25 protein-coding genes are annotated in these 26,730 nt (G+C 70.4%); 5 read left to right on the top strand and 20 right to left on the bottom strand.

What is annotated here, in order from left to right; all coding sequences use genetic code 11:
* Positions 1–252: 252 nt before the first annotated feature.
* Genes KF887_15200 through KF887_15170 form a run of 7 tightly spaced genes read right to left on the bottom strand, consistent with a single transcriptional unit; the run spans position 253 to position 6,642 of the window.
* Positions 253–609, bottom strand: coding sequence for a cupin domain-containing protein (locus KF887_15200; GenBank protein ID QYK40739.1), 357 nt, complete (start codon positions 607–609; stop codon positions 253–255).
* Complete coding sequence (locus KF887_15195; protein ID QYK40738.1) at positions 581–1,246, bottom strand: cysteine hydrolase; 666 nt, start codon at positions 1,244–1,246, stop codon at positions 581–583. Before KF887_15195 ends, KF887_15200 begins: the two co-directional genes overlap by 29 nt.
* The gene (locus tag KF887_15190; protein ID QYK40737.1) at positions 1,246–2,781 is read right to left on the bottom strand and encodes an ABC transporter ATP-binding protein; all 1,536 of its coding nucleotides are present in this window, start codon (positions 2,779–2,781) and stop codon (positions 1,246–1,248) included. The genes KF887_15195 and KF887_15190 overlap by 1 nt, the downstream gene beginning before the upstream one ends.
* Positions 2,778–3,455 (bottom strand): cysteine hydrolase, encoded by a 678-nt coding sequence (locus KF887_15185; protein ID QYK40736.1) that lies wholly within the window; start codon positions 3,453–3,455, stop codon positions 2,778–2,780. Before KF887_15185 ends, KF887_15190 begins: the two co-directional genes overlap by 4 nt.
* Before the next feature lie 7 nt (positions 3,456–3,462).
* A complete protein-coding gene (locus tag KF887_15180) occupies positions 3,463–4,386 on the bottom strand; it encodes an ABC transporter permease (protein ID QYK40735.1) in 924 nt (307 codons plus the stop codon).
* Positions 4,386–5,486, bottom strand: a complete 1,101-nt coding sequence (locus KF887_15175; protein ID QYK40734.1) for an ABC transporter permease — start codon at positions 5,484–5,486, stop codon at positions 4,386–4,388. The genes KF887_15180 and KF887_15175 overlap by 1 nt, the downstream gene beginning before the upstream one ends.
* Before the next feature lie 16 nt (positions 5,487–5,502).
* Complete coding sequence (locus tag KF887_15170; GenBank protein ID QYK40733.1) at positions 5,503–6,642, bottom strand: BMP family ABC transporter substrate-binding protein; 1,140 nt, start codon at positions 6,640–6,642, stop codon at positions 5,503–5,505.
* A 149-nt stretch (positions 6,643–6,791) separates the two neighbouring features.
* On the opposite strand from KF887_15170, the gene KF887_15165 reads away from it, so the two are divergent.
* Positions 6,792–7,694 carry a LysR family transcriptional regulator gene (locus KF887_15165; GenBank protein QYK40732.1) on the top strand — a complete coding sequence of 301 codons (903 nt, stop codon included), beginning with the start codon at positions 6,792–6,794 and terminating at the stop codon, positions 7,692–7,694.
* A 72-nt stretch (positions 7,695–7,766) separates the two neighbouring features.
* On the opposite strand, the gene atzF is transcribed toward KF887_15165, so the two are convergent.
* From atzF to KF887_15130, 7 genes are read right to left on the bottom strand one after another with little or no spacing between them, the layout of a single operon-like run.
* Positions 7,767–9,560, bottom strand: coding sequence for an allophanate hydrolase (gene atzF, locus KF887_15160; GenBank protein ID QYK43601.1), 1,794 nt, complete (start codon positions 9,558–9,560; stop codon positions 7,767–7,769).
* Positions 9,560–13,066 carry a 5-oxoprolinase/urea amidolyase family protein gene (locus KF887_15155; protein QYK40731.1) on the bottom strand — a complete coding sequence of 1,169 codons (3,507 nt, stop codon included), beginning with the start codon at positions 13,064–13,066 and terminating at the stop codon, positions 9,560–9,562. Before KF887_15155 ends, atzF begins: the two co-directional genes overlap by 1 nt.
* 4 nt (positions 13,067–13,070) lie before the next feature.
* Entirely contained in the window at positions 13,071–13,667 is a 597-nt protein-coding gene (locus KF887_15150; protein ID QYK40730.1) for an urea carboxylase-associated family protein, read from the bottom strand.
* An 11-nt stretch (positions 13,668–13,678) separates the two neighbouring features.
* Complete coding sequence (locus KF887_15145) at positions 13,679–14,473, bottom strand: DUF1989 domain-containing protein (protein ID QYK43600.1); 795 nt, start codon at positions 14,471–14,473, stop codon at positions 13,679–13,681.
* 15 nt (positions 14,474–14,488) lie between these two features.
* On the bottom strand, positions 14,489–15,304 hold the full coding sequence (locus KF887_15140; GenBank protein ID QYK40729.1) for an ABC transporter ATP-binding protein: 816 nt from the start codon (positions 15,302–15,304) through the stop codon (positions 14,489–14,491).
* Positions 15,301–16,119, bottom strand: coding sequence for an ABC transporter permease subunit (locus KF887_15135; protein ID QYK40728.1), 819 nt, complete (start codon positions 16,117–16,119; stop codon positions 15,301–15,303). The genes KF887_15140 and KF887_15135 overlap by 4 nt, the downstream gene beginning before the upstream one ends.
* Positions 16,120–16,133: 14 nt before the next feature.
* Positions 16,134–17,204: a putative urea ABC transporter substrate-binding protein gene (locus tag KF887_15130; GenBank protein ID QYK40727.1), complete on the bottom strand. Its 1,071-nt coding sequence runs from the start codon at positions 17,202–17,204 to the stop codon at positions 16,134–16,136.
* Between the two features lie 462 nt (positions 17,205–17,666).
* Between KF887_15130 and KF887_15125 the strand changes: the two genes are divergently transcribed.
* Positions 17,667–18,896: a hypothetical protein gene (locus KF887_15125; protein ID QYK40726.1), complete on the top strand. Its 1,230-nt coding sequence runs from the start codon at positions 17,667–17,669 to the stop codon at positions 18,894–18,896.
* A gap of 6 nt (positions 18,897–18,902) precedes the next feature.
* On the opposite strand, the gene KF887_15120 is transcribed toward KF887_15125, so the two are convergent.
* From KF887_15120 to KF887_15110, 3 genes are all read right to left on the bottom strand, one after another.
* Positions 18,903–19,991 carry a 5-(carboxyamino)imidazole ribonucleotide synthase gene (locus KF887_15120; protein ID QYK40725.1) on the bottom strand — a complete coding sequence of 363 codons (1,089 nt, stop codon included), beginning with the start codon at positions 19,989–19,991 and terminating at the stop codon, positions 18,903–18,905.
* Entirely contained in the window at positions 19,984–20,460 is a 477-nt protein-coding gene (gene purE / locus KF887_15115) for a 5-(carboxyamino)imidazole ribonucleotide mutase (GenBank protein ID QYK40724.1), read from the bottom strand. Before purE ends, KF887_15120 begins: the two co-directional genes overlap by 8 nt.
* A gap of 72 nt (positions 20,461–20,532) precedes the next feature.
* Positions 20,533–20,751 (bottom strand): DUF465 domain-containing protein, encoded by a 219-nt coding sequence (locus KF887_15110; GenBank protein ID QYK40723.1) that lies wholly within the window; start codon positions 20,749–20,751, stop codon positions 20,533–20,535.
* Positions 20,752–20,959: 208 nt separating this feature from the next.
* Between KF887_15110 and KF887_15105 the strand changes: the two genes are divergently transcribed.
* Together KF887_15105 and KF887_15100 are read left to right on the top strand one after the other, a co-directional pair.
* A complete protein-coding gene (locus KF887_15105; GenBank protein ID QYK40722.1) occupies positions 20,960–21,397 on the top strand; it encodes an Hsp20 family protein in 438 nt (145 codons plus the stop codon).
* 13 nt (positions 21,398–21,410) lie between these two features.
* On the top strand, positions 21,411–21,644 hold the full coding sequence (locus tag KF887_15100; protein QYK40721.1) for a DUF1150 family protein: 234 nt from the start codon (positions 21,411–21,413) through the stop codon (positions 21,642–21,644).
* Between the two features lie 71 nt (positions 21,645–21,715).
* Here KF887_15100 and KF887_15095 read toward each other — a convergent pair whose 3' ends face one another.
* The 3 genes from KF887_15095 to trxB form a co-directional block, all read right to left on the bottom strand.
* Entirely contained in the window at positions 21,716–23,431 is a 1,716-nt protein-coding gene (locus tag KF887_15095) for a bifunctional sulfate adenylyltransferase/adenylylsulfate kinase (protein ID QYK40720.1), read from the bottom strand.
* Positions 23,432–23,607: 176 nt separating this feature from the next.
* A complete protein-coding gene (locus KF887_15090; GenBank protein ID QYK40719.1) occupies positions 23,608–24,732 on the bottom strand; it encodes a 2OG-Fe(II) oxygenase in 1,125 nt (374 codons plus the stop codon).
* Between the two features lie 118 nt (positions 24,733–24,850).
* Entirely contained in the window at positions 24,851–25,789 is a 939-nt protein-coding gene (trxB, locus tag KF887_15085) for a thioredoxin-disulfide reductase (protein ID QYK40718.1), read from the bottom strand.
* A 190-nt stretch (positions 25,790–25,979) separates the two neighbouring features.
* On the opposite strand from trxB, the gene KF887_15080 reads away from it, so the two are divergent.
* A complete protein-coding gene (locus KF887_15080) occupies positions 25,980–26,480 on the top strand; it encodes an Lrp/AsnC family transcriptional regulator (protein ID QYK40717.1) in 501 nt (166 codons plus the stop codon).
* Positions 26,481–26,730: the final 250 nt, after the last annotated feature.

Here is a 26,730-nt window from a genome sequence, read left to right as displayed (position 1 = left end):
TACCGGTGACGTACAACAGGCTGGGTTTCCATCACGTTAAGGCAGGCCAAGATGTCGGCCTTATCCGGGCGGCCGAACATCATGCTCTTCGTCTATGCCGAACTTGCCGTTGTGAGCGCAGTACGGTCGGGTTGTCGCCGTAAAAGAGATGGTTCGCCATGCCCGCCCCGCCCAAGGCCCGGCGCGAGCCTGCCGCCCCCCGGTTCAGGGCAGGTTAACGGCGGTCGCGGAGCGCGGCAACCGCGGGCGGGGTCAGGCGATGAATTCCACCGGGCGGTTCCACTGGATCAGCACGACGCAGCCGCCCGCCGACCAGACGCGGTGCTCGGTGCCCTCGGGGTTCAGGACCAGGGCGCCGGCGGGATAGTCGCCGTGGTCGTCGCTCTGCACGCCTTCGAGCACCAGGATGGTTTCGAGGCCGCGGTGGCGGTGGCGCGGCACGCCCGCGCCGGGGGCATAGCGCAGCAGGGCGACGGCGGGTTCGCCCGGCAGGATCATGCTGATCTCGACCCCCTCGCGGAAGGGGCCGAACACCGCGTCGCGCCAGCCGCCCGCCAGCAGCGCCGGAAGGCACAGCGGATCAGACACCCAGCGCCCCCAGCACCGCATCGACCGGCGCCGTCCAGCCGACGATGGCGCCCTGCGCCCGGATCATGCGCAGCGTGGCGGCCTTGAATTCGGGGAAATAGCTTTCGGTCGCATCCTCGGCCAGCAGGCAGTCGAAGCCGCGGTCGTTCGCCTCGCGCATCGTGGTCTGGACGCAGACCTCGGTGGTGACGCCGGCGAGGATCAGCGACCGGGTGCCGCGCCGGGCCAGTTCGGCCGCGAGCGGCGTGGCGTGGAAGGCGCCCTTGCCGGGCTTGTCGATCACCGTCTCGGTGCGCAGGGGCGCGAGTTCGGGGATGATCGCGGCGCCGGGTTCGCCCGCGATCAGGATGCGGCCCATCGGCCCGGCATCGCCGATGCGCAGGGCGGGGCTGCCCCGGTCGCGCTTCGAGGGCGGCAGGTCGGACAGGTCGGGGCGGTGGCATTCGCGGGTGTGGATCACCGGCACCCCGGCGGTGCGGCATCCGGCGATCAGCCGCGCGGTGGCGGGGATGATCGCGCGCAGCAGCGACACATCGTTGCCGAGCGCGGCGCCGAAGCCGCCGGGTTCGAGGAAGTCGCGCTGCATGTCGATGACGATCAGCGCGGTGGTGGCGGGTTCGAAGGCGAAACCGAAGGGATCGGCGGCGATCACCGGCATCAGGCGTGCCCCCCCATGTGATGGCCGATGGCGGCGATGCTGGCGCCTTCGGCCGGGGTTTCATAGGCGATGCGCCCCTCGGAGATCACGAGGATGCGGTCGGAAAGCTCCATCACCTCGTCCAGGTCCTCGCTCATCAGCAGGACGGCGGTTCCGGCGTTGCGGGCGGCGAGGATGCGGGCGCGGATTTCGGCGACGGCGGTGAAATCGAGGCCGAAGCAGGGGTTCGAGATGACCAGCAGCTCGACCTCGCCGGTCAGTTCGCGGGCGAGGACGGCGCGCTGGACATTGCCGCCCGACAGGGCCGCGATCGGGGCGTCGGGCGAGGCGGTCCGGACCTTGTAGGCGGCGATGAGGTCGGTCGCGCGGCGCCGCATGCCGGGGCCGTCGAGCCAGAACCGCTCGCGCCCGCCGTCGCGGTCGAAGCTGCGGAAGGCGATGTTCTCGACCACCGACATCCGGCCCGCGCAGGCGTTGCGCAGCGGTTCCTCCGGCAGGTAGCGGACGGCGAGCACCTGGCTTTCGCCGCGCGTGGCGGCATAGGGGCGGCCCTTGACCGTGACGGTGCCGCCGTGGCGGGCGCGCTGGCCTGTCAGGATTTCCATCAGCTCCATCTGCCCGTTGCCCGAAATCCCCGCGATGCCGACCACCTCGCCCGCGCGGACGGTCAGCGTGTCGATGGCGATCTCCTTCAGGCCGGAACGATCGGTCGCCCGGACGTCGCGCATCTCGAGCACCGGGGCGCCGGTCTGGCCGAGGCGGGCCACGGCGGCGGGCGGCTTTTCGGCGCCGATCATCATCGCGGCCATGTCGGCATGCGACAGGTCGGCCACCCGCCCCTCGCCCACCATCCTGCCGCGCCGCAGGACCGAGACGTGATCGGCAAAGGCCGTGACCTCGCGGAACTTGTGGGTGATCATCAGCACGCTGATGTCGCCCGCGGCACACAGCCCCCGGACATGGCCCAGAACCTCGTCCGCCTCGTCCGGCGTCAGGACGCTGGTCGGTTCGTCGAGGATCAGGAACCGGCGGCCGAGGTAGAGCTGTTTCAGGATTTCGAGCTTCTGCTTCTCGCCCGCCGCCAGCCGCGCCACGGGCTGATCCAGCGGCACGCGGAACGGCATCGCGTCCATGAACCCGGCAAGATCGCGGCGTTCGCGGCGCCAGTCGATCACGGCGGGGGCGTCCTTGCGGCTGATCACCAGATTCTCGGCGACGGTCAGCGAGGGGACCAGGGTGAAGTGCTGGTAGACCATGCCGAGGCCCATCGCATGGGCGTCGCGCGGGTCGGCGATATGCGCCTCGCGGTGGCCGACAAGCATCTGCCCCGCGGTGGCGTGGTAGAAGCCCATCATGCATTTGACGAGCGTGGACTTGCCGGCGCCGTTCTCGCCCAGAAGCGCGTGCAGGCTGCCTGCCGCGACCTTGATCGACACGTCGTCGAGCGCGGTGAAGGCGCCGAAGCGCATGGTCATTCCCAGCGTCTCGACCTCGAGCGCGCCGGTCGCGGGAAAGGTTTCGGGCACCAGCGTCATGGCAGCGCCGCGATCAGGGTGGCGCTGTCGCTGACGGCGCCGAACACGCCGCCCTGCATCGTCACCATCTTCAGTGCCGCCGCGTGGTTGCCCGCATCGGTGGCGCCGCAGCAGTCCGACAGGACCAGGCATTCGAAGCCGCGGTCGTTCGCCTCGCGCATCGTGGTGCTGACGCAGACATCGGTGGTGATGCCGGTCAGGATCAGGTTGTCGATGCCGCGGGTGCGCAGGATCAGTTCCAGGTCGGTGGCACAGAAGGACCCCTTGCCGGGCTTGTCGATGATCGCCTCGCCGGGTTCGGGGTAGAGTTCGGGGATGATGTCCCACCCCGGTTCGCCGCGCACGAGGATCTTGCCGCAGGGCCCCGGGTCGCCGATGCCCGCGCCGATCTGCTGCGACCGCCAGCGCTTGTTGGGCGGCAGGTCGGACAGGTCGGGGCGGTGGCCTTCGCGGGTGTGGATGACGTGGTATCCCCGGGCGCGCATCGCGGCCAGGACGGCGCTGATCGGGCCGATGGGGGCCTGCGTCATCGACAGGTCATATCCCATCATGTCGACATATCCGCCGGTGCCGCAGAAATCGGTCTGCATGTCGATGATCACGAGCGCGGTGTTCGCGGGGCGCAGGTCACCGTTCCAGGGCCAGGGGTAGGGGGTGGCGGATACCGTGGTCATCGCGGCCTCACTTGGTGATGGAAAGCTCGCCCGGCGCGCCCGAGATGGCCCGCGTGGTCGAGGATGTGGCGATCAGCACGCCCAGGGTCAGGACGTAGGGGGCGGCGTAGAACAGGTAGTAGCCCGAGGTGACGCCGACCGACTGCAACGCGGGGCCCAGCGCGCCGGCCCCGCCGAACAGCAGCGCCGCCCAGAAGCAGGCGACGGGATTCCAGCGGGCGAAGATCACCAGCGCCACCGCCATGAGCCCCTGGCCGGACGACAGCCCCTCGTTCCAGCTGCCGGGGTAGTAGAGCGACAGATAGGCGCCGCCCACCCCGGCGAAGGCGCCCCCGGCCGCCGTGGCCGCCGTGCGGATGACGGCAGGGCGCAGGCCCATGGCGCGGGCGGCATCCGTGCTGTCACCCACCACCCGCAGGATCAGGCCGATGCGGGTCGAGCGGAACATCCAGGCCATCGCGACGGCCAGCACGATGCCGACCAGGAACAGCACGTTGACGTTCAGCGCGGCACGCAGCTGCGGCAGGTCGGACCACCAGCCGAAGGGGATCGCGGGCAGGTCGGGCGCGACCGGCTGGACGTAGGGTTTGCCGAAGTAGAAGGCGAGGCCGGTGCCGAACAGCATCAGCGCGATGCCGATGGCGATGTCGTTGACGCGCGGCAGCGAACAGATCACCCCGTGCAGCAGCCCGAACAGCGCGCCCGCCGCCGCCGCCACCGCGACGCCCGCCCAGGGCGAACCGGTCAGCACCGCCGTCGCATAGCCCGCCATGGCACCGAAGACGAGCGTGCCTTCGAGCCCGAGGTTGATGCGCCCCGAGCGTTCGGTCAGCACCTCGCCCAGCGAGACGAAGAGGAAGGGGGTCGAGACGCGGATGGCGCCGCCGAGGATCGCGATGGGCACCGCCCAGAGGCCAAGGTCCTGGTCCATCACCGTCTCCAGCGGTCGGGGGCGAAGATGCGCAGGCGCCCGTGCAGCGTGTCGGACAGCAGGATCGAGACGAAGACGAAGCCCTGCAGCACCAGCACGGTGGCATCCGGCAGATCCATGCGCCGCTGGATCAGGCCCGAGGACGCCTCGAAGCCGGCCAGCAGGATGGCGACCGGTATGATCGCCAGCGGGTTGTGGACGGCGAGGAAGGCGATGAGGATGCCGGTGTAGCCATAGCCCGAGGCCAGCGAGGCGTTGGCCGCGCCATGGACCGCCGTCACCTCGAAATAGCCCGCAAGCCCGGCCATGGCCCCGGCGAGCGCGGTGAAGCCCAGGATCAGCCGCCCGACGGGCAGCCCCTGGACCTGCGCGGCCCGCACGTTCGCCCCGGCGATGCGCGCGGCAAAGCCCCAGGTCGTGCGCTCGATCAGCACCCAGCAGAGGATGCAGGCGAGGATGCCCAGCACCAGCCCCCAGTGCACGTCCATGCCCGGCAGGTTGCCGACGCGCAGCGGTTCGGGGACGGGGGCGGTGGACGGCTTGTTCAGGCTGGCGGGATCGCGCAGCGGGCCCTCGACCAGATGGTTCATCAGGGCGAGGGCGATGTAGGCCAGCAGCAGGCTGGAAATTGTCTCGTTCACCCCGCGCCAGTGGCGCAGCGCGCCCGCCGCGCCGATCCAGACGGCGCCGACGGCCATGGCGGCCAGCGCCATGGCGGGCATGGCGATGGCGGGCGGCATTCCGGCCAGCGGCAGGGCAAGCGCGCCCGCCGCGACACCGCCGAGGGCGATGGCGCCCTCGCCGCCGATGACCACGAGACCCAGCCGCGCGGGCAGGGCGACGCAGAGCGCCGCCAGAAGCAGCGGCGCGGTGCGGCTGAGCGTGTTCTGCAGCGAGAAGGCCGAGCCGAAGCCGCCCTGCCAGACGTAGCCGAAGAACTGCGCGGGCGACTTGCCCTGCGTCAGCAGGAACAGGCTGAAGGCCGCAAAGCCGACCAGCAGCGCGCCGAGCGGGATCGCCAGCGCCTCGGACCGCCGGGCAAGGATGGCCAGCCATGGCTCGGCCGTCATGCCGGGGGTGATCACCGCGTTGTCCGCCATCGGCCCGTCCCTTCCGTCACGAGGTCGAGCCGAGCACGCCCTCGACCAGATAGCCCATGCTTTCCAGCGCGATGTCGGTTTCCACCTGGGCCTGGCCCTCGGACAGGATCACGTTGCCCGCGTTGTCGCTGAGCGGTCCCTTGATGACGGCAAAGCCGCCCTTCATGATCTCGGCCATCGTGGCCTCGAACTGGGCGCGGCCCGCGTCGGGCACGGCGGGGCCGAGCGGCGACATCTTGATGAAGCTTTCGGTCAGGCCGCCGCGCACGAAGTTTTCGATGGTTCCGCCGTCCAGCATGGTCTGCACCATGCCGGTATAGACCCCTGCCCAGTTCCATTCTGCGCCGGTCAGGTATTTCTCGGGCGCGAGCGCCGACTGGTTGGCGTGGTAGCCGCACACGAAGCAGCCCCGCGCCGCCGCCGTCTCGATGACCACCTTGGGGCCGTCGACGTGGCAGGTGATGACATCGCAGCCCGCGTCGGCCAGCGCGTTCGTGGCCTCGGCCTCCTTCACCGCCAGCGACCATTCGCCGGTGAAGATGACCTGGCAGGTGATCGCCGGATCGACCGCGCGGGCGCCCAGCAGGAACGAGTTGATGTTCAGCAGGACCTGCGGAATGGGTTTGGCGGCGACGAAGCCGATCTTCTTCGTCTTCGTCGTGTGGCCGGCGGCGATGCCGTTCAGGTACTGTCCCATGCCGATGTAGCCGAAGTAGCTGCCGACGTTCGCCGGATGCTTGTCGGCCGACCACAGGCCCGCCGCGTGCTGGAACCGCACCTCGGGGTATTTCGGCGCCACGGCGAGGATGTGGGGGTCGAAATAGCCGAAGGAGGTGGGGAAGATCAGCGACGCGCCGTCGAGGTTGATCATCGATTCCATCGACTTCTGCACGTCGATGGTTTCGGCGACGTTCTCTTCCTCGACCACCGTCACGCCGGCCATCGCCTTGACCGCCGCCGCGCCTTCGGCATGGGCCTGGTTGTAGCCGAAGTCATCCTTCGGCCCGACATAGATGAAGCCCACGGTCAGCCCGGCCTGCGCCCGCGCGGGCAGGGGAAGGCCGGACAGGGTGGCGGCCCCGGTCAGCGCGGCGGCGCCCGACAGGAAGCGGCGGCGCGACAGGGGCGGCAGGGACAGGGAAGGGCGGCGGATCATGGGCTACCTCGTCGGACAGGGTGCGGAATGCGGATGCTGCGGTGCGGCGGCGAATCTTGCGAGTCACGTTGCGGCCTTGAACCGATGCTGTCTCCTGCTAAGAATGCAGCAGATCGCTGCAAATATTGCAGCACTAGGTCGGGGTCCGGATGCGCCAGCTTACCCCCCTGCAGTTCATCGACGCGGTGGCCCGCGCCGGGTCGATCCGCAAGGCGGCCGAGGGTCTGGGGCTGACCTCGACCGCGCTGAACCGGCGCGTGCTGGCGCTGGAGGCCGAGCTGGGCGTGCCGGTCTTCGAACGGCTGCCGCGTGGCGTGCGGCTGTCGACGGCGGGCGAGCTGATGATCCATTACCTGCGTGGCCAGGCATCGGACTTTGCCAAACTGCAGAGCCAGATCGCCGATCTTGCCGGCGAGCGGCGCGGGCATGTGTCGATCGCCTGTTCGCAGGCGTTGCTGCCGTTCTTCCTGCCGGCCGAGATCGGGCGCTATCGCCGCGAGCATCCGGGCGTGACCTTCGAGGTCAGGGTGCGCGACCGCGCGGCGGCCGAGGCCGCGCTGATCGAACATGCCGCCGACATCGCGCTGATCTTCGAGCCGGTCCGCCTGTCGGAGGTCCAGATCCTGGCTGCGGCGCGACAGCCGATCCATGCGGTGATGCAGGCCGACCACCCGCTGTCGCTGCGGCCGGTGGTGCGGCTGCGCGATTGCGCGGCATGGCCGGTCGGCCTGCCCACCGCACAGTATGGCGTGCGCCACCTGATCGACCTGGCGCTGGTGAAATCCTCGGTGCGGCTGCCCGTCGTGCTGGAAAGCGACAATTTCGAGTTCCTGCGCCTCTATCCGGCGCAGGAACGGCTTGTCACCTTCCAGATTCCGATCGGCCTGCCGCCGGACGGGCTGGCGGGACCGACGGTGTCGCGCCCGGTGGATGTGCGCGACGTGCCGGAGGGCCGGCTGTATCTGTGCCAGTTGCGGGGGCGGGCGCTGCCGGTGGCGGCGGCGAAGTTCGCGGTGCAGATGGGGCGGGAACTGGACGCGCGCTATCAGTGACCGGCGGGACCGGCAGGCCCATGCCGCGTGCGCGGGCCGCAAGGACCGCGAACAGGAACCGCCACAGCCGCGTCATGCCGCCCCCTGGGCCAGCCAGGCCCGCCAGCCGCCGAAGGACGTGACCTCGACCGCGTCCGCGACGGCATGCGCCTCGCACAGGAAGCCGGGAAAGGCCCGGCCGTCGGACAGCGTGACCTTGCCGAGGCCCAGCGGCGCCGGGATGCGGGCCGCGAAGGCGCCGAAGGCGGCCGGCGGCAGCGCCCAGAGTTCGACCGCGATGCCGGGGCCGGAGAAGGCCGGATCGAGGATCATCCCCGGCTTCGCGGGCACGGTGCCGGGCAGCGCATAGAGGCGATAGCCGGGTGCGGTGGTCGCCGCGCCGACCAGCACCCCGCCCGGCCCCGTCAGCTCGCCGTTCAGCGGCATGCCCGACAGATGCGCGCCGACGACAAGGATCGGGATCATGCCGTCGGGGATTTCGGGCGCCGGGGCGGGGGGCAGGGGCGCCGAACGGTCGTGTCCCATGCCGCAGGCCGCGGCGGCATGCATCGCGGCGGCGAAGGGCACCAGGGCGTCGTCGCTGAAGGCGGGCCCGACCAGCGTGACACCGGCGGGCAGGCCCGAGGGCCCGAACCCCGCAGGCACCGCGATGGCGGCGTATCCCAGCAGGTTCGCGAAGTTGGTGTAGCGTCCGAACTGGCTGTTTCGGGCGACGGGATCGGCCAGCATCTCGTCGACGCGGCAGGTGGTGGGCGAGGTGGGCAGCAGCAGCAGGTCGACCGCTTCCCAGACCGGCGCAACCGCGTGCCGCAGCTCTTCCAGCCGGTAGCGCCCGCGGAATGCCTCGACCGCCGTGCGCGTCCGCGCGCCCTCGATGATGCTGCGGACGGTGGGGTCGAAATCCGCGGCGTTGGTGGCCAGAAACCCCTCGACCGCGGCCAGCCGCTCGGCCACCCAGGGACCGTCGTAAAGCAGCGACGCCGCCTCGCGGAATGGGGCATAGTCGAACGGCACGAGCGTTGCGCCCAGGCGTTCGGCCCGGGCAAGGGCCGCGTCATAGAGCGCCTCGACCTCGGTGTTGCCGTAGAACGCACGCTCGGCGCCGGTCAGGATGCCGATGCGCGGGCGGGGTGGCAGCCCGACGGGCGCGGCCGGGCGCGAGAACGGATCGGCGCGGTCCAGCCCGTCCATCACGCGGCGGACGGCGGCGGCATCGGCGACCGTTCCGGCAAAGACGGTGATCACATCGACCGACCGGCAGGCGGGCACCACGCCGGTGTTCGGCACGAGGCCCGGGGTGGGCTTCACCCCCACGAGATTGTTGAAGGCGGCGGGCACCCGGCCCGAGCCGGCGGTGTCGGTGCCGAGGGAAAAGGCGCAAAGCCCGGCCGCCACCGCCACCGCCGAGCCCGAGGACGAGCCGCCGGACACATGGTCGGGGTCGAACACCGAGCGCGGCGCGCCGTAGGGCGACCGCGTGCCGTTCAGCCCGGTGGCGAACTGGTCGAGGTTGGTCTTGCCGATCACGATCGCGCCCGCCGCGCGCAGCCGGGCAACGGCGGTGGCGTCGCCGCCCGGCAGATAGGCATAGGCCGGGCAGGCGGCGGTGGTGGGCAGCCCGCCCACGTCGATGTTGTCCTTGACCGCAAAGGGAATGCCCCAGAGCGGCAGGTCGCGCGGCCCGGCCATCAGCGCCCGCGCGGCGGCGCGCAGGTCGCCGTCGGGGGTAGCGGTGATGAACACCGCCGGATCCCGCGCGGCAAGGGCGGCGCGTCGGGCGATCACCTCTTCCACCATGTCCAGGGGCGTGGCGCCCGCCGCATAGGCGGCGTCGAGGGCGGGCAGGGTCAGCATGGCGGGCAGCATCATTCGGTCTCCATCACGGCAAGGATGTCGCCCGCGCGAAGGGAGCGCCCCGGCACCGCGCGAAGCTCGGTCAGGCGCCCGGCGGCGGGGGCGTGGACGGCGATTTCCATCTTCATCGACTCGACAATGGCGATGCGGTCGCCCGATGCCACCCGTTCCCCGGCGGCCACGAGATATTTCCACAGGTTTCCGGGCACCGGGCTTTCGACCCCGGTCAGCCCGGCGGGCACGCCGCCCGCAGGGGCGGGCGGCCCCTCGTCGGACACGAACGTATCCAGCCCGGCCTCTTTCCAGCGCTGGCGCTCGGCCTCGAAGGCGGCCTGCTGGCGGGTCTTGAAGGCCGCGATGTCACCTGCATCCGCCAGCATCCGGCGCTGTTCGTCGGCCCAGCGGAACGTTCCCTGTTCGATGCGCACCGGCCAGGCGCCGTGCGGAAAGGCGGCGCGCGCCTCGGCCAGATCCTGCGCGTCGACGGGATAGAAGCGGATGCGGTCGAAGAACCGCAGCAGCCATGGCGCCTCGCGGAACGGTCCCCGGGCCGCCCAGGTGTTCCAGACCTGGATCGTCCGCCCGACCAGCTGGTAGCCGCCCGGCCCCTCCATCCCGTAGATGCACATGTAGGCCCCCCCGATGCCCACCGCATTCTCGGGCGTCCAGGTGCGGGCGGGGTTGTACTTCGTGGTCACCAGCCGGTGCCGGGGATCGACCGGCGTCGCCACCGGTGCGCCGAGATACACATCGCCAAGCCCCATCACCAGATAGTCGGCGTCGAACACGATCCGCCGCACCGCCGCCTCGTCCGGCAGGCCATTGATGCGGCGGATGAATTCGATGTTCGACGGGCACCATGGCGCATTCGGGCGGACCAGGTCCTGATACTTGCGCATCGCCAGTTCGGCCTGCGGATCATTCCAGGACAGCGGCAGGTGGACGGTGCGGCTGGGCACCGTGACCTCGGCCGCGTCGGGCAGCGTGGACTCGATCCGCGCCAGTTCGGCGATCAGGTCGGGCCGGGCGATGCGGGCGGGATCGTAGTGCAGCTGCAGCGACCGGATTCCCGGTGTCAGGTCGATCACCGGCAGCCCCGCCGCCTGCACCGCCTGCATCAGCAGGTGCACGCGCAGCCGCAGCGCGATGTCCAGCGTCATCGTGCCGTATTCCACCAGCAGGTTGGCGTCGCCCTGCCGCCGGTAGGTCACCGGGGTGCCGCCGGCCCCGCCCTGCCAGAGCACGGGCGATCCCGCCGTCTGCACCGCCGGCCCCGCCACGGGGTCGGACGGGCGGGGGGCGGGGTGGAACCGCACGCGGTCGCCGGGGCGCAACTGGCCGACCTTCCACAGGTCCGCATCGGTCACCACGGCAGGGCAGACGAAGCCGCCGAGGCTTGGCCCGTCCGGCCCCAGGATGATCGGCATGTCGCCGGTGAAGTCGATCGCGCCCACCGCATAGGCGTTGTCGTGCAGGTTCGACGGATGCAGCCCGGCCTCGCCGCCATCGGGCCGGGCCCAGGCGGGTGCGGGGCCGACCAGCCGCACGCCGGTGCGGGCAGAGTTGAAATGCACCTCGTAGGGGGCCGAGAACAGCGTGGCGATGTCGGCATCGCGGAAGAAATCGGGGGCGCCATGCGGGCCGTAGACCACCGCGATGTCCCAGTCATGCCCCAGCGGTGCGGGCTCCTGCGGTGCGGGGGGGCCGGTCGGGGCGTCGGCCAGCGACAGGAGGTCGCCGGTCTTGAGCGGTCCGGTGCCGTGGCCGCCGAACTGCCCCAGCGCGAAGCAGGCCCGCGAGCCGAGCACCTGCGGCGCGGCAAGGCCGCCCGCCACCGCCAGATAGGCACGCTGCCCCGGACCATCGATGGCGCCGATGGCCAGCACCGCACCCGCGGGCACATCGACCACCGGGCCGCCGACCGCCGCGCCGTCGAGCACCAGCCGCATGCGGGCGCCCGCGACCGCCACGCGCGCCGGCGAAAGGAAGCGCAGCGTCGGCCCCGACACGGTCATCTCCAGCGCCGCCGTGTCCGGCGGGTTGCCCAGCAGGCGGTTTGCGTTGCGGAACCCCCGCGGGTCCATCGGCCCCGAGGGCGGCACCCCGACATGCCAGAGTCCGAGCCGCCCCGGCAATTCCTGCAACGTCGTCTGCGGCCCGGGCACCAGAACCTCGATCCCGCGCGGCGCAAAGGCGAAGTCGCGCAGCGCCGTGGTGGATACGCGCCCGGATGCCAGCACGTCCGACCCCGCGATGGCCCGCAGATAGTCGAGATTGGTGGCGATGCCCGCCACCTGCGTGTCGCGCAGCGCCGCCCGCAGCGCGGCGATGGCCGAGGGGCGGTCGGGGCCGTGGACGATGATCTTGGCCAGCATCGGGTCGTAATGCGCGCTGACCTCGGTGCCGGTGGCGATCCAGCCGTCGACGCGCACGCCATCGGGAAAGCGCACCTCGGTCAGCCGCCCGGCCGAGGGGCGGAAACCGGCGTGCGGCGCCTCGGCGTAAAGCCGCGCCTCGATGGCCGCACCCTGCGGTTCGGGCGGCGCATCGGGAAGCACCGCCTCGCCCGCCGCCTGCCGGACCATCCATTCCACCAGGTCGATGCCCAGCACCGCCTCGGTCACCGGATGCTCGACCTGGAGACGGGTATTGACCTCGAGGAAATAGACCTCCTGCCGCTGCGGGTCATGCAGGAACTCGACCGTTCCGGCGGACAGGTAGCCGACCGACGCGCAAAGCCCGACTGCGGCGCGGTGCAGGTCTGCCCGCAGGGTGGCCGGAAGGCCGGGGGCGGGGGTTTCCTCGATGACCTTCTGGTTGCGGCGTTGCAACGAACAGTCGCGTTCCCCCAGTGCCATGACACGGCCCGCGCCGTCGCCGAACACCTGCACCTCGACATGCCGGGCCTGCGCGACGAAGCGTTCCAGATAGACCCGCGCATCCCCGAAGCTGGCCGCCGCGGTCCGCCGGACCGTGGCAAAGGCCGCGCGCAGTGCCGCCTCGTCGGCGCAAAGCTGCATGCCGATGCCGCCGCCCCCGGCAGTGCTTTTCAGCATCACCGGATAGCCCGCCTGCATCGCCGCCTGCGCCGCCGCATCGGCATCGGCCAGCAGGCCGGACCCGGGCAGCAGCGGCACCCCCGCCGCGCGCGCCAGATCCCGCGCGGTGTGCTTCAGGCCGAAGGCGCGGATATGGTCGGGACGGGGTCCGATGAAGACGATGCCGCTGTCGGCCAGCCGTTCGGCGAAATCGGCGTTCTCGGACAGGAAGCCGTAGCCCGGATGCACCGCCTGCGCGCCGGTGGCGCGGCAGGCCGCGATCACCGCGTCCGCATCCAGATAGCTTTCGGCGGCAGGGGCGGGGCCCAGCCGCACCGCGGCATCGGCAGCCGCGACATGGGGGGCGAAGCGGTCGGCATCGGACCATACCGCGACCGACCCGACGCCCATCCGCCTGAGCGTGCGGATCACGCGCAGGGCGATCTCGCCCCGGTTGGCGACCAGAACCCTGTCGAACATCGGCCTAGTCCCGGATGATGACGCGGATCGGCGTCGGATCGAACCCGTTGCAGGGGTTGTTGATCTGCGGGCAGTTCGAGATGACGCAGAGGACGTCCATCTCGGCCCGCAGTTCCACATGGTCGCCGGGGGCCGAGATGCCGTCATCGATGGTCATGGCCCCGTTCGGGCTGATCGGCACGTTCATGAAGAAGTTGATGTTGGCGACGATGTCGCGCTTGCCCATCCCGTGCCGTGCCAGTTCCAGGATGAAGTTCTCGCGGCAGGCGTGAAGGTATCGGGTGTCATGGCCGAAGCGCACGGTGTTCGATTCGCACGAGCAACAGCCCGCGCAGGTGTCATGCCGCCCGGCGGTGTCGGCCGTGACGGTCAGCATCACCCGGCCCTCGGACGACATGATCCGGGTGCCCGTCGTGATATAGGCCGCGCCGCCCTCGCGGATCGTGTCCTGCGCCGAATAGCGTTCGTCGTGGTCATGGGCATTGTAGAAGATCGTGTCGATGGCCTGCTGGCCGTGGCTGTCGATGATGCGGATGGTCTGGCCCTTGCGCACCAGTCCTGACCAGGGGCGTTCGGCGGGAATGTCGTGAACCTGTTCCATCGGGTCCTCCGTCAGGCGCGGGCGTTGTTTTCGAAGCCCCGGATGGCCTCGGCCGTCGCCGTGCGGCACAGGTCGTCGGCAGGCACCGGAACGGCGGCCAGCCGCAGGGCGGTGACGGCGGGAACCGCGCCCGTGGCGGGGTCCATCGGATGGCGGGTGTTCGACAGGGCCAGGACAAGGTCCATCTCGGCCCGCAGGTCGACCCAGTCATCGCCGGACAGCAGGGCGCCGCGCCAGCCGAGACGCCCGTCGGCATCGACCCGGACGGGGGCGAACAGGGTCAGCAGCATCGGCAGGTCGCGCCGGTCCAGCCCCAGCTTGGCGGCGGCCAGCATCATGTTGTCGCGCGTGCTGCGCCGGCCGGGGGTGCCCGGAGGCGATGCGCCGGACCCGCCGGTCAGCACGTCATGGGCGCCCGAACTGTCCTCGGTGATCGACAGCATCACGCGCCCCATGTCCGAAAAGATCACCCGGCCCCGGCGCAGGTCGGTCGTCCACTGAACCTTCACGGTATCGGGCAGGTTCATGCGTTCGGAGGTGTCGCGCGCCGCCCAGGCCGCCAGCGACACCGATGTGCCGGGCGCCCCCGCGACCCGCAGCACCTCGCCCGCCCGCAGCGCGGTCGTCCAGTACCAGCCGCCCGCGATGTCCTCGCGCTGCAGGATGCGGCCGGGGTCGGCGGCCGGGGCAGGGCGGGGGCTGGCGGCGGGCAACGCCCGGGGCGCAGATTCCAGGCCGCGCCGCTGGTGCTCCTCGTAGCGGGCGCGGTCGGCGACGATCTGTTGCGGGGATCGGGGGGTGTGGATCATGGCATCCTCGGGTTACCGGGCCGTCCCGGCAGCCGCCGCATCAAGGGCCGGGTCGTCCCGGCCGGGCTGGAAATCGCTGTCATAGGGGGTGCGCCGACCGGCCACGCGGGGCGGCCAGATGGCGATGTCGCGGGTGATCGTGGCGCCGTAGCGCATCCGTTCCTCGGGGCGGTCGCGCGGGCGCTCGAAGGCGACGATGCGGGTGGCCAGGGTGAAGGCCTCGCGCAGGTCATGGGTGACCATGACGACGGTCATGTCGCAGGTGTGCCACAGCCGCCGCATCAGCGCGTGAATCTCGGAGCGGATGCCGGGATCCAGCGCGCCGAAGGGTTCGTCCAGCAGCAGGACGCGCGGCCGCATCATCAGCGCCTGCGCCAGCGCGAGCCGCTGCTGCATGCCGCCCGACAGCTGCGCGGGATACTTCGTCTCGGCCCCCGCCAGACCCACCTCGGCCAGCATCGCCCGCGCATCCTCGGCCAGCGCCCGCCGCGCCGCCCCGAAGCGCCGACCGAGGAGGCGGGACGCCCGCAGTTCCGGCCCCAGCATGACGTTGCCCAGCACCGTCAGATGCGGAAACACCGAATAGCGCTGGTAGACGACACCGCGATCCGGTCCCGGTTCGCCCGGCAGCGGCGCCCCGTCCAGCAGGATGCGGCCCCGTGTCGGGCGTTCCTGCCCCAGCAGCATCCGCAGGAAGGTGGTCTTGCCGCAGCCCGAGGGGCCGACGAGCGCCAGAAAGGAGCGCGGCGCCACCTCGACCGTGACGTTTTCCAGGACGACCTGGCCGCCGTACTCCTTCCACAGCTTCTGCACGCTCAGCCCGGTCATCCCCGCCCCTCGAGTTCCGACCAGGGAAACGCCCGCCGCCGCAGCGCATCCAGTGCGACATCGGCCAGCACGGCCAGCAGGGTGATCCAGGCGACATAGGGAAAGATCACGTCCATCGACAGATAGCGGCGCACCAGGAAGATGCGGTAGCCGAGCCCCGCATCCGCCGATATCGCCTCGGCCGCGATCAGGAACAGGAACGCGGGGCCCAGTTGCAGCCGCAGGCCGGTGATCAGCCGGGGCAGGGCCTGCGGCAGCACGACCCGCAGCGCGATCAGCCAGGTCGAGGCCGACAGGGTTTCGGCCTTGACAATCTGCTCGCGGGGCAGGGCCAGCACCGCCAGCGCCAGGTCGCGCGTCAGGATGGGGGCGACGCCGATCACGATCAGTGCGACCTTGGACGTCTCGCCCAGCCCCAGGACGATGAACAGGATCGGCAGCAGGGCCAGCGGCGGCACCATCGACAGGAAGGTGACAAACGGTGCCAGCGCGGCGCGCGCCACCGGCAGCACCCCGATCGCCAGCCCCGCAAGCAGGGCGACGGCCGCCGAGATCCCGAGGCCCGCCCCCAGGCGCACCAGGCTGGCCAGCGTATCCGTCCACAGCAGGTAGGCGCCGGTGCGCGGATCGGGCGTGAAGGCCATACGGTCCACCGCATCGGCCAGCGCGGCCAGCGACGGCAGCAGCTTGTCGGCCGGATTCTCCGCAAGCCGCACCGCCGACCCCACCAGATAGGCCAGCACCAGCAGGGCAAAGGGCAGGCAGGCCAGCGCCAGCCGTGCCTGCCGTGACGGCGCCGCGTTGATCCACCGCATCGCCGCCCGTCCGGTCAGAGCGCGCCGTCGGCGGCCTGTCTCATGTAGATGTCGGAAAAGCGCAGCTTCACGTTGGCCGGATCACCCAGCACCGTGCCGCCGGGCAGCTCGATCCCGATCACATCCGCCGAGGCCGCGCCCGAACCCAGCAGTCCCTTGTCGAACAGGAACAGTCGCACCTTGTCCATCGTCGTTCCCAGATCGGGCGAGGCGACGAAGGCGACCGCCTCGGCCGGATCGGCAAACAGCCGCGTCGCCGCCATCTGTGCCTCGAATCCCGCCTGGTCGGTGCCCGAAGCCACCCCCATGGCCGCCCGTGCCGCCGCGCCCTCGGGCGTGTCCGACACCATCAGCGCGGCGGTTTCATACCAGATGCCCGCCAGCGCCTTGCCGAAATCGGGATTGTCGGCCAGCACCTGCGTGTTTGCGACCATCAGGTCGATGATCTCGCCGGGGATCTGGGCGCTGTCAAAGACGCTGGTGGCGCCGGGAAGGGCCACGATTTCCGACACCATCGGGTTCCAGGTGACCATCGCGGTGACCTCGGGTGTCTGGAACGCCCCCACCATGTCGGGGTCGGCGGTGTTCACCACCGCGACATCGCGTTCGGTCATGCCCACCGTGTCGAGCGCGCGCGCCAGCAGGTAATGCGAGACCGAGAACTCCACCAGATTCACGCTGCGGCCACGGATGTCGGCCAGCGTCGCGCCGTCCTTCAGGATGACGGCGTCGTTTCCGGCCGAGAAGTCGCCCACGATCACCGCCGTCGTGTCCACGCCCCCCGCCGCGGGAATCGACAGGCCGTCCATGTTGGTCAGCGTCACCGCGTCATAGGCGCCCGCCGTGTACTGGTTGATCGATTCGACATAGTCGTTGAACTGCGTGACCTCGATGGTCAGGCCGTATTTGTCGGCCCATTTCTGGACGATGCCGGCATCTGCGGCATAGCCCCAGGGCATCCAGCCCACATAGATCGACCAGGCGACCCTGAAGTCGGTCCTGGCCTGCGCCTGCACGGATCCGGCCAGGAACAGGGCGCACACGGCGGCCGTCGCGGCGAGCAGCGGTCTGCGGGTGATCATCATCGCTATCCCTTTCGCATGTTGGGGGAATAGCGGACCGTCGTGCCGCCAATCCCTTGGCTTTACGAGGTCTCCCGGGTTTTTGTCCCGCCGTGCACCGCGCGGGGATGTCTCCCCCGGCGGTGGCAGCTCTCGGACCAGTCGCATCCTCGCGGATGCCGGAACCCTAGCCGCCAACTCATGTTCAGACACTCGGGCGCGACATGGCCGCGGTTCAAGGCCGGTCGCGCTGCGTCGCCTGCCGCCGGGCAGGGCTGCCGAAAAATGCGCCGCTTCGGTCGGCTGGCGCCCGATTTCCGGGCGGCCGCAACCCCCGCGCCTGCACGCCGCGCCGCGGCAGGCCGGCCGGATGACAGCTGCGTGCGCGGCAAACCCCGTGCTGGCGCGGGCGGGATGGGGCGGCTATCCTGCCGCCGGGCTGGCGGAACGGGGTGGCGTGGGGTGATCGGGCGGGCAGGGAATCGGGTGGCGGCGATCGCCGCGGCGCTCTGGCTGGCGGTGATGACCGCGTCGCCGCCGGCGGCGCAGCCCGTGGCGCTGGTTGTCGGCAATGCCGATCACCTGCACCTGCCCGATGTCCCCTCGGCCCATGATGACGCCCGCGCCGTGGCCGAACGCCTGCGCGATGCGGGTTTCGGCGTCACGCTTCTGACCGACGTGTCGCTGCCCGTGCTGCGGGCGACCGTGCAGGCGCTGGGCCAGACCGGCGACCGGGATCGTCCGGCGGTGCTGTACTTCGCCGGTCATGCGATCACGCTGGGCGCCGCAAACCGTCTGGTGCCGGCCGAGGCACAGCTGAGCCAGGCCGCCGCGCTGGCCGACGAGACGCTGGCCCTGTCCGAGGTGACGGATGCCTTTGCCGGGCGCCCGCTGGTGATGTGGATCGATGCCGCCCGGCCATCGCCGGTGGCCGCAGCGGCGCGTCGGCTGGGCGTCGGGGCGGGCGGCATGGTGCCGGTGGATCCGCCGCCGGGTGGCGCGGTCATCCTCGCCGCCGAACCCGGCGCCATCGCGCCGGTGCCAGACGGCGCGGGCGGCGCGCTGGCGGCGGCGCTGGTTGCCCATCTCGGGCGGCCCGGTCAGCGGCTGGACGCGCTGGTGCAGCAGGTCGTCGTGGTGGTCTCGGCGGCAAGCGCGGGGCGGCAGGTTCCCTGGGCGCGCATCGCCCCGGGCGCCGAGGCCCTGCAGCTCGTGCAGCCCGCCGCCGCCGCGCCGGTGTTCGAGATCGTCGGGTCCGAAACGATCCTGAACCCCACCGACGATGTCCCCGCCGTGGCGCCCCCGCCGCCTGCCGAACCCGCGCTGCCGACCTTTGCCGCGCTGCCGTCGCCGACCGCCACGCCGCCCGACACCGCAGCCCTGCCGCCGGTGCCGGACGACCTGCCGCGCGCCGTCCAGGCCGAATTGCGGCGCATGGGGTTCTACTGCCAGGCCGTCGATGGCGACTGGGGGCCGGGATCGCGCCGGGCGCTCGCACGGTTTCACGAGGCGCGGGGCACCCCCCCGCCCGATCCCGCCGATCCGACCGAGGCCGTCTGGCGCGGCCTGCTGGAAGAGCCCGACGGGGCCTGCCCCGTTGCGGCCCCCGCGCCCCCCCGTGCCGCGACAGGCACCGCCGCCCCCCGCCGTCAGGACAGCACCGGGCGGCGCGACCCGGTCTGCACCTTCACCGGCAGCGCGGTGGTCTGCCGCTGAGACGGCTCAGCGGCGCGGGACCGGCCGGTTGACATGCCCCATCTTGCGGCCCGGCCGCGCCTCGGCCTTGCCGTAAAGATGCAGCGCCGCCGCCGGATCGCGCAGCAACCCCGGCAGCCGTGCGACATCGTCGCCGATCAGGTTCTCCATCGTCACGTCGGCATGGCGCGCGCCATCGCCCAGCGGCCATCCCGCAACGGCCCGGATATGCTGTTCGAACTGGTCGACCGTGCAGCCGTTCTGCGTCCAGTGCCCCGAGTTGTGCACGCGCGGCGCGATCTCGTTCACCAGCAGCCCGCCAGGCGTGACGAACAGTTCCACCCCCAGAACCCCCACATAGTCGAGCGCGTTCAGGATGCGCGCGGCGATCAGCACCGCGTCGCTGCGCTGCGTCGCCGACAGGCGGGCAGGCACGGTGGTGGTGCGCAGGATGCCGCCCTGATGGACATTCTCGCCCGGGTCATAGGCCGCGACCGATCCGTCAGGGCCGCGTGCCGCGATCACCGACACCTCGCGGTCGAAGGCGACAAAGCCCTCCAGAACGGCGGTTGCCCCCTGCATCGCCGCCAAGGCCTCCGGTGCCGCGTCGGGCGTCATGATCCGGGCCTGCCCCTTGCCGTCATAGCCCAGCCGCGCGGTCTTGAGGATCGCAGGCGTGCCGATCCGGCCCAGCGCCTCGGCCAGCGTCGCGGCATCGGTCACGGCGGCCCAGGGCGCGGTGGCAAGGCCCAGACCGTTCAGGAAGGTCTTTTCCGCGATCCGGTCCTGCGCCACCTCGATGGCGCGGCGGCCTGGGCGCAGCGGTGCGCGCCCTGCCACGGCATCCAGCGCCGGGCCCGGCACGTTTTCCCATTCGAAGGTCAGCACATCGACGCCGCTCGCGAACTCCGCCAGCGCGTCCGCATCGGTCCAGGGGGCGCAGACATGACGCGCGACATGGCCCGCCGGGGCTGCGGGATCGGGGTCGAACACGGCCGCCCGCAGGCCGAGGCGGCTGGCTGCGACGGCGAGCATCCGGCCCAGCTGGCCACCACCCAGGATTCCCACGGTCGCGCCGGGCAGCAGGCCGACCGGGCCGGTCGGGCGGTCATTCATCCTGCGGTTCCTCCGGGATCGCGGCCGACAGCGCCGTGCGCCACGCATCCAGCCGGTCGGCCAGCGCCGGATCGGACAGCGCCAGGATCGCCGCCGCCATCAGCCCGGCATTGGCGGCGCCGCCGATCGCCATGGTCGCCACCGGATAGCCGCGGGGCATCTGCACGATGGAATAGAGGCTGTCCACGCCTGCCAGCGCGCGGGTCTGGACCGGCACGCCGATGACCGGCAGCCGGGTCTTCGACGCCATCATGCCCGGCAGGTGCGCCGCGCCCCCGGCACCCGCCACGATCACCTTCAGCCCCCGCGCCACGGCGGTCCGGCCGTAGTCCCACAGCCGGTCAGGCGTGCGATGCGCCGAGACGATCCGCGTCTCGTAGGCGATGCCCAGGTCGTCCAGCACCTGCGCGGCATCCTTCATCGTGGGCCAGTCGGATTGCGACCCCATGATGATGCCTACAACTGCCATTCCCGCCCCCTTTGCATAAGGCGGCGCACTCTAGCGGGCTGCCGGATGGGGGCAAGGGCCTTCGACGGGACGTCAGGCGATGATGTCGGGGATCAACTGGTCCTCGATCTTCACGATCTGGTCCTTGAGTGCCAGCTTCTGCCGCTTCAGCCGCCGCAGCATCAGCTGGTCGGGCATCACCGTCGCCTCCAGCGCCCGGATCGCCTCGTCCAGATCGCGGTGCTCGCGTCGCAGCACCGCCAGCTTGACGCGCAGCATCTCGTCGAAGTCCATCTCGGAGGGTGCGTTCATCTGCCTGCCATCGGGTGAGTCGCCGTTCCGTCTGTCCGGGCAGTATAGCGCCGCCCATCGGACCGCATCCAAGAATCGGTGCGCCTGCGGGGCATTTCAAGGGTCGCGGCCTCCACTTGCGCCGTCTCGCCGCGCGCCCCATATCTGATGCGGCGGGCTGCCGAACGCGGGGCCCTGCCGTCGTGTCGCTTGTTCAAGGACATCGCAGATGACAAAACTGAGCTTTGGGGCCCATCCCTACCTTCTGGGGTTCGAACAGCTGGAACGCCTGGTCGAACGCACCGCGAAGGCCGCGACCGAGGGCTACCCCCCCTTCAACATCGAGGCGGTGGCCGACAACGCCTATCGCATCACCCTGGCCGTCGCGGGGTTCCGCGAGGAAGACCTGTCGATCACGGTCGAGGATCGGCAACTGGTCGTGCGCGGCCGCCAGCCCGACGAGGACGCGGGGCGCATGTACCTGCATCGCGGCATCGCGGGCCGTGCGTTCCAGCGCGCCTTCGTGCTGGCCGAGGGGGTCGAGGTGGCGGGTGCCGCGCTGGAGCACGGATTGCTCGGCATCGACCTGCGGCGCGCCGTGCCGGAACCGGTGGTGCAGACGATCCCGATCGCCGGACGACCCGGCGGTCCGGGGCGCAAGACCTGAGGAGGGGCAAGCCATGGATACGAAATTCGACAATCTGCCGGGCGGGCAGGACAACATCGTCTATGTGCGCCCCGTGGCGGTGGCCGATCTTCCCGACGACCTGCGCACGCAGGCCGAGGGGTTTGGCCTGCACACGCTCTATTCCGTTCACCGCCCCGATGGCGCCCGCCTTGCGCTGGTGCGCGACCGCGACATGGCCTTCGTGCTGGCGCGCCAGAACGAGATGGTGCCGGTCAGCGCGCACTGACCTGCCGGCAAGGGAAAAGGCCCGGGGGATGCACCCCCGGGCCTTTCCGTTTGCGATGGCCGCCGGACCGGTCAGCGCCCGCTGATCAGCCCCATGCTTTCCAGCTTCAGAAGCACCTGCTGCGCGCAGAAGTCCACATCGGTGCCTTCCGTATCGAGCCGCAGCTCGGGGTTCACCGGTTCCTCGTAAGGGTCGGAAATGCCGGTGAATTCCTTGATCTTGCCTTCGCGGGCCAGCTTGTACAGGCCCTTGCGGTCGCGCTTTTCGCATTCCTCGACGGTGGTTGCCACATGCACCTCGATGAAGGCGCCGAAGGCCTCGATCATCTCGCGCACCGCGCGGCGGGTCGAGGTGTAGGGCGCGATCGGCGCGCAGATCGCGATGCCGCCGTTCTTGGTGATCTCCGACGCGACATAGCCGATGCGGCGGATGTTGATGTCGCGGTGTTCCTTGCTGAAGCCGAGTTCCGACGACAGGTGCTTGCGCACCACGTCGCCGTCAAGAATGGTCACGGGGCGCCCGCCCATCTCCATCAGCTTGACCATCAGCGCGTTGGCGATGGTCGACTTGCCCGAGCCCGACAGGCCGGTGAAGAACACGGTGAAACCCTGCTGAGACCGCGGCGGCGAGGTGCGGCGCAGTTCCGCGACCACTTCGGGGAAGCTGAACCACTCCGGAATGTCCAGTCCCTCGCGCAGGCGGCGGCGCAGTTCGGTGCCCGAGATGTCCAGCACGGTGGACCCCTCCGGCACTTCGTTCGCCGGGTAATATTGCGCTTTTTCCTGCACATAGACCATGTGCTTGAAGTCGACCATGGTGATGCCGATCTCGGCCTCATGCGCCTTGAACAGCTCCTGGGCGGCATAGGGATCATAGAAATCCTTGCCCGCGCTGTTCTTGCCGGGGCCCGCGTGGTCGCGGCCCACGATCATGTGGGTGCAGCCGTGGTTCTTGCGGATCAGGCCATGCCACACCGCCTCGCGCGGGCCTGCCATGCGCATCGCCAGGTTCAGAAGGCTCATCGTCGTGGTCGCGGCCGGATACTTGTCCAGCACCGCCTCGTAGCAGCGGACGCGCGTGAAGTGGTCCACATCGCCCGGCTTCGTCATCCCGACGACGGGATGGATCAGAAGGTTGGCCTGCACCTCGCGCGCTGCGCGGAAGGTCAGTTCCTGGTGCGCCCGGTGCAGCGGATTGCGGGTCTGGAACGCCACGACCTTGCGCCAGCCCATCTTGCGGAAGAAGGCGCGCAACTCGTTCGGGGTGTTGCGGCGGCCGCGGAAATCGTAATGCACCGGCTGCTGGATGCCGGTGATCGGGCCGCCCAGATAGACCGGGCCGGCCGAATGGTGCAGGTAGTTCACCGCCGGATGCGCCAGATCGTCGGCGCCGAACACCATCTCGGCCTCGCGCGCCTTGTTGGGCACCCATTTGTCGGTCACCGACAGGATGGCCAGGATCACGCCTTCCTGGTCGCGCAGCGCGATGTCCTGCCCCGGCTCGACCGTCCCGGCGAACTTCTCGCTGACGTCCAGGGTGATCGGGATCGGCCACAGCGAGCCATCGGCGGTGCGCATGGTCTCGACCACGCCGTTATAGTCCGCCTCGGTCATGAAGCCCTTGAGCGGGTTGAAGCCGCCGTTCATCAAGAGCTCGAGATCGCAGATCTGCCGGGGGGTAAGGTCCCAGGACAACAGGTTGCCCGCCTCGTGCTTCAGCTTCTGGGCCGAATCGAACGAGACGAACAGTTCCGGGATCGGGGCGAGGTTGGACAGCGGAGTGGACATGGGGCCTCGGTGGGTCAGCGCCAGGCAGCCGCCCGGCAGGGGGTCATGACCGGGGCATCACCCGGCCGGTGCGCCGCGCGCTTAGCCCCGCTTCCGGGCGCAATGCAAGCCGCCGGGGAACAATTCCATCGTCATGGGGCGCAAAAGTCGCGCGATGGGGCGAAGTGCCGCCGATTTCAGCCGGCCGGCATCTGCGCTCCCGCGGGTTCCGACTGAGCCTGCCCGACAAGATGGCGGTTGGCATCGCGCAGTCGCGCGGCCGCATCGTCATAGAGGAACGGCAGGAACGCATAGCGTCGGCCGGCCGTTACCCGGCTGACGGCATGCAGCAGCGAGCAGGAAAACACCACGGCCCCGCCGGCCGGGGCCTTGAACCCCTGCCGCCCGTATTCGGGAAACGAGACCTCGCCCCCCTCGAAATCGGTGTTCAGGTTGACCGAGACGGCAAAGCGCCGGTGCGCGGTCCCGGCGGTGGTGTTGTCGCGGTGCGCCGCGAAGTGCCCGCCGTCCTCGGCGGTATAGCAACCGACCAGATAGCGCTCCATCCGCGTCACGTGGAACTGGTGGGCCTTTGCGATCTCGGGAATGACGCGACGGCGGAACCGTTCCTGAACGGCGCCGATCAGCCCCTGATCCTCGATCAGCACGTCCCGCCGGGCCTTGTGGCGCGAGTCGTTGATCCCGACGGTCCGTCCGTCGACCTCGCGCATGAAGCCCGAAAGCTCGCCCCCCTGCGCATCGTAAAGCTCGATCAGGCGGCGGCACAGATCGGGCTCGAACACGCGGGGCAGATACAGGATGGGGGCCTGCACCGGCTGCCCCGTATGCGCGCCGATCGGTGGCTGGGCGGCAAGGCAGGCCACAAGCCGCCCGATGTCGCCGCCGTCCGCGGCGAAGGGCAAGACCTCGATCACCCGCATCTGCGGGTCGATCACCACCCAGCGTGGCAGGTAGGGCCCGGTATCCGGCGCCAGCGGGGCGGCGCCATACAGCCGCGCGACCGTCAGGTCGGCATCCCAGAACACCCGCAGCCCGGGTATGCGCCCGGCGATCCTGCCGCCGCTCTCGTCCGCAGGGTCGGCGGTCACGAAGAAACAGCAGGCCCTGTCATCGTCGAACCCCGCATGGTCCTGCGCCGCCCGGATCGCGGCCGCCGCCGCCGGGTGCCCGGCCGAGCCGAGGATGCACAGCACGATGTAGCGCCCGGCCGCCGTGTCGAAGGCATAGCGCGGGTTCTGCGCGCTGCGCTGATGAAAGGATGGGGCTGGGTCGCCGGCGGTGATCTGGGCGTATCTCGGCATGGGACCTGTGCGTTCGGGACAGTTTCGCAAGCGTCGCGGGCCATGCCGCACAGGTCAAGCCAAATCTTCGCCAGTGCCGGAACCGCCTGCGCCCGGCAGTGCGCCGGGTCCGGGGCGTTCAGTGCCCGGCCAGGAACCGTTCGGCATCCAGCGCCGCCATGCAGCCCATGCCCGCGCTCGTCACCGCCTGGCGATAGACGTGATCGGTCAGGTCGCCCGCCGCGAACACGCCCGGAATGCTGGTTGCGGTGCCACCGGGCGTCACCTTCACATAGCCGCCGTTGTGCAGGTCCAGCTGGTCCTTCACCAGTTCCGACGCGGGCGAATGCCCGATCGCCACGAAGAAGCCCGCGCAGGCAATGTCCTGCTCGGCCCCGGTCTGCACGCTGCGCGCCCGCACCGCCGTCACGCCCAGCGGGGCGTCGGTGCCGATCACCTCGGTCACTTCATGGTTCCACAGGATCTCGACCTTCGGATGCTTGAACAGCCGGTCCTGCAGGATCTTTTCCGCCCGCAGGCTGTCGCGCCGGTGGATCAGGGTCACCTTGCTGGCGAAGTTGGTCAGGAACAGCGCCTCCTCCACAGCGGTGTTGCCGCCGCCGATCACCACCACTTCCTTGCCGCGATAGAAGAATCCGTCGCAGGTCGCGCAGGCGCTGACGCCGAAGCCCTTGAACTTCTCCTCGCTGGGCAGGCCCAGCCACCTGGCCTGCGCCCCGGTCGCCAGAACCACGGCGTCGGCGGTATAGGTCGTTCCGCTGTCGGCCCGCGCGGTGAACGGCCGCGCCGACAGGTCAAGCGAAGTGACATAGTCCGATATCACCTCGGCCCCCATGGCGCGGGCGTGTTCCTCCATGCGCACCATCAGGTCGGGGCCCATCACCTGCGAATCGCCCGGCCAGTTCTCGACCTCGGTGGTGATGGTCAGCTGCCCGCCGGGCTGCAGGCCCTGGATCAGCAGCGGGTTCAGCATGGCGCGCGCAGCATAGACGGCCGCGGTATAGCCCGCAGGTCCCGAGCCGATGATCAGAAGCCGCGTATGGCGCGTGTCGGTCATGTCTGCCCCCGTGATGTCGCCTGCGGATATAAAGATGCCCCGGCGCGGGCGGAAGGGGTGGCGGCCGGGTTGCGCAGCGGCCTCCTGCCGCGCAAGGCCGTGTATCTTTCTTGCGCGACCGTGAAACATTGTTGCGCAAATCGCCCCGCAGCCCTATCTGTGGCGATGCGAAAGGCAGGGAGAACACGCCATGGCCGGATCGAAGCTTGATCCCATCGACCGCCGGATTCTGGCCGAACTGCAGGCGGACGGGCGGATGACGAACGTCGAGCTTGCGCGCCGCGTGGGAATCAGCGCGCCGCCCTGTCTGCGCCGCGTGCGCACGCTGGAAGAGGCGGGATACATCCGCGGCTACCATGCCGACATCGACGCCCGGGAACTGGGGTTCGAGGTGGCGGTCTTTGCCATGGTCCGGCTGACCAGTCAGGCCGAAGGCGATCTTTCGGCCTTCGAGGCGCGCTGCCGCGCCTGGCCGCTGGTCCGCGAATGCCACATGCTGAACGGCGAGATCGATTTCATCCTGAAATGCGTGGCGCCCGACCTGTCCACGTTCCAGTCGTTCCTGACCGGTGAACTGCTGAAGGCGGCCAATGTCTCCAGCGTCAAGACCAGCCTGGTGATCCGCTGCGCAAAGGATGAACCTGGCCTGCCCTTCGACGTCCTGGAACAGCGGCTGGCGCGGCACGCCTGATGGGGCCGCACCCATCGGGGCGGCAAGGCGCTGCCGGAAAACGGGAAAGGCGGCCCCTTGGTGGCATGCAGAGGTTCATGCCAGAGCCGCCTTCCGTGCACCGAACCCGGTCCTGGACGGCCTGACGGCCTGTCCGCGCTTCGACCCGGGGACCCGCAGTTGCCTGCGTGCAAGGGAAAGGTGGCCGTCTGGCGGCGTTCTGTCAAAGAAAATCCTTAATCGGTGATGCCGGGGTCGCCAATCGCGCCCC

This window comes from Paracoccaceae bacterium (assembly GCA_019454225.1).
In the GTDB taxonomy this organism is placed as follows: Bacteria; Pseudomonadota; Alphaproteobacteria; order Rhodobacterales; family Rhodobacteraceae.
Note: the sequence above shows the minus strand (reverse complement) of the source record. Positions and strands in the feature narration are given on the sequence as shown.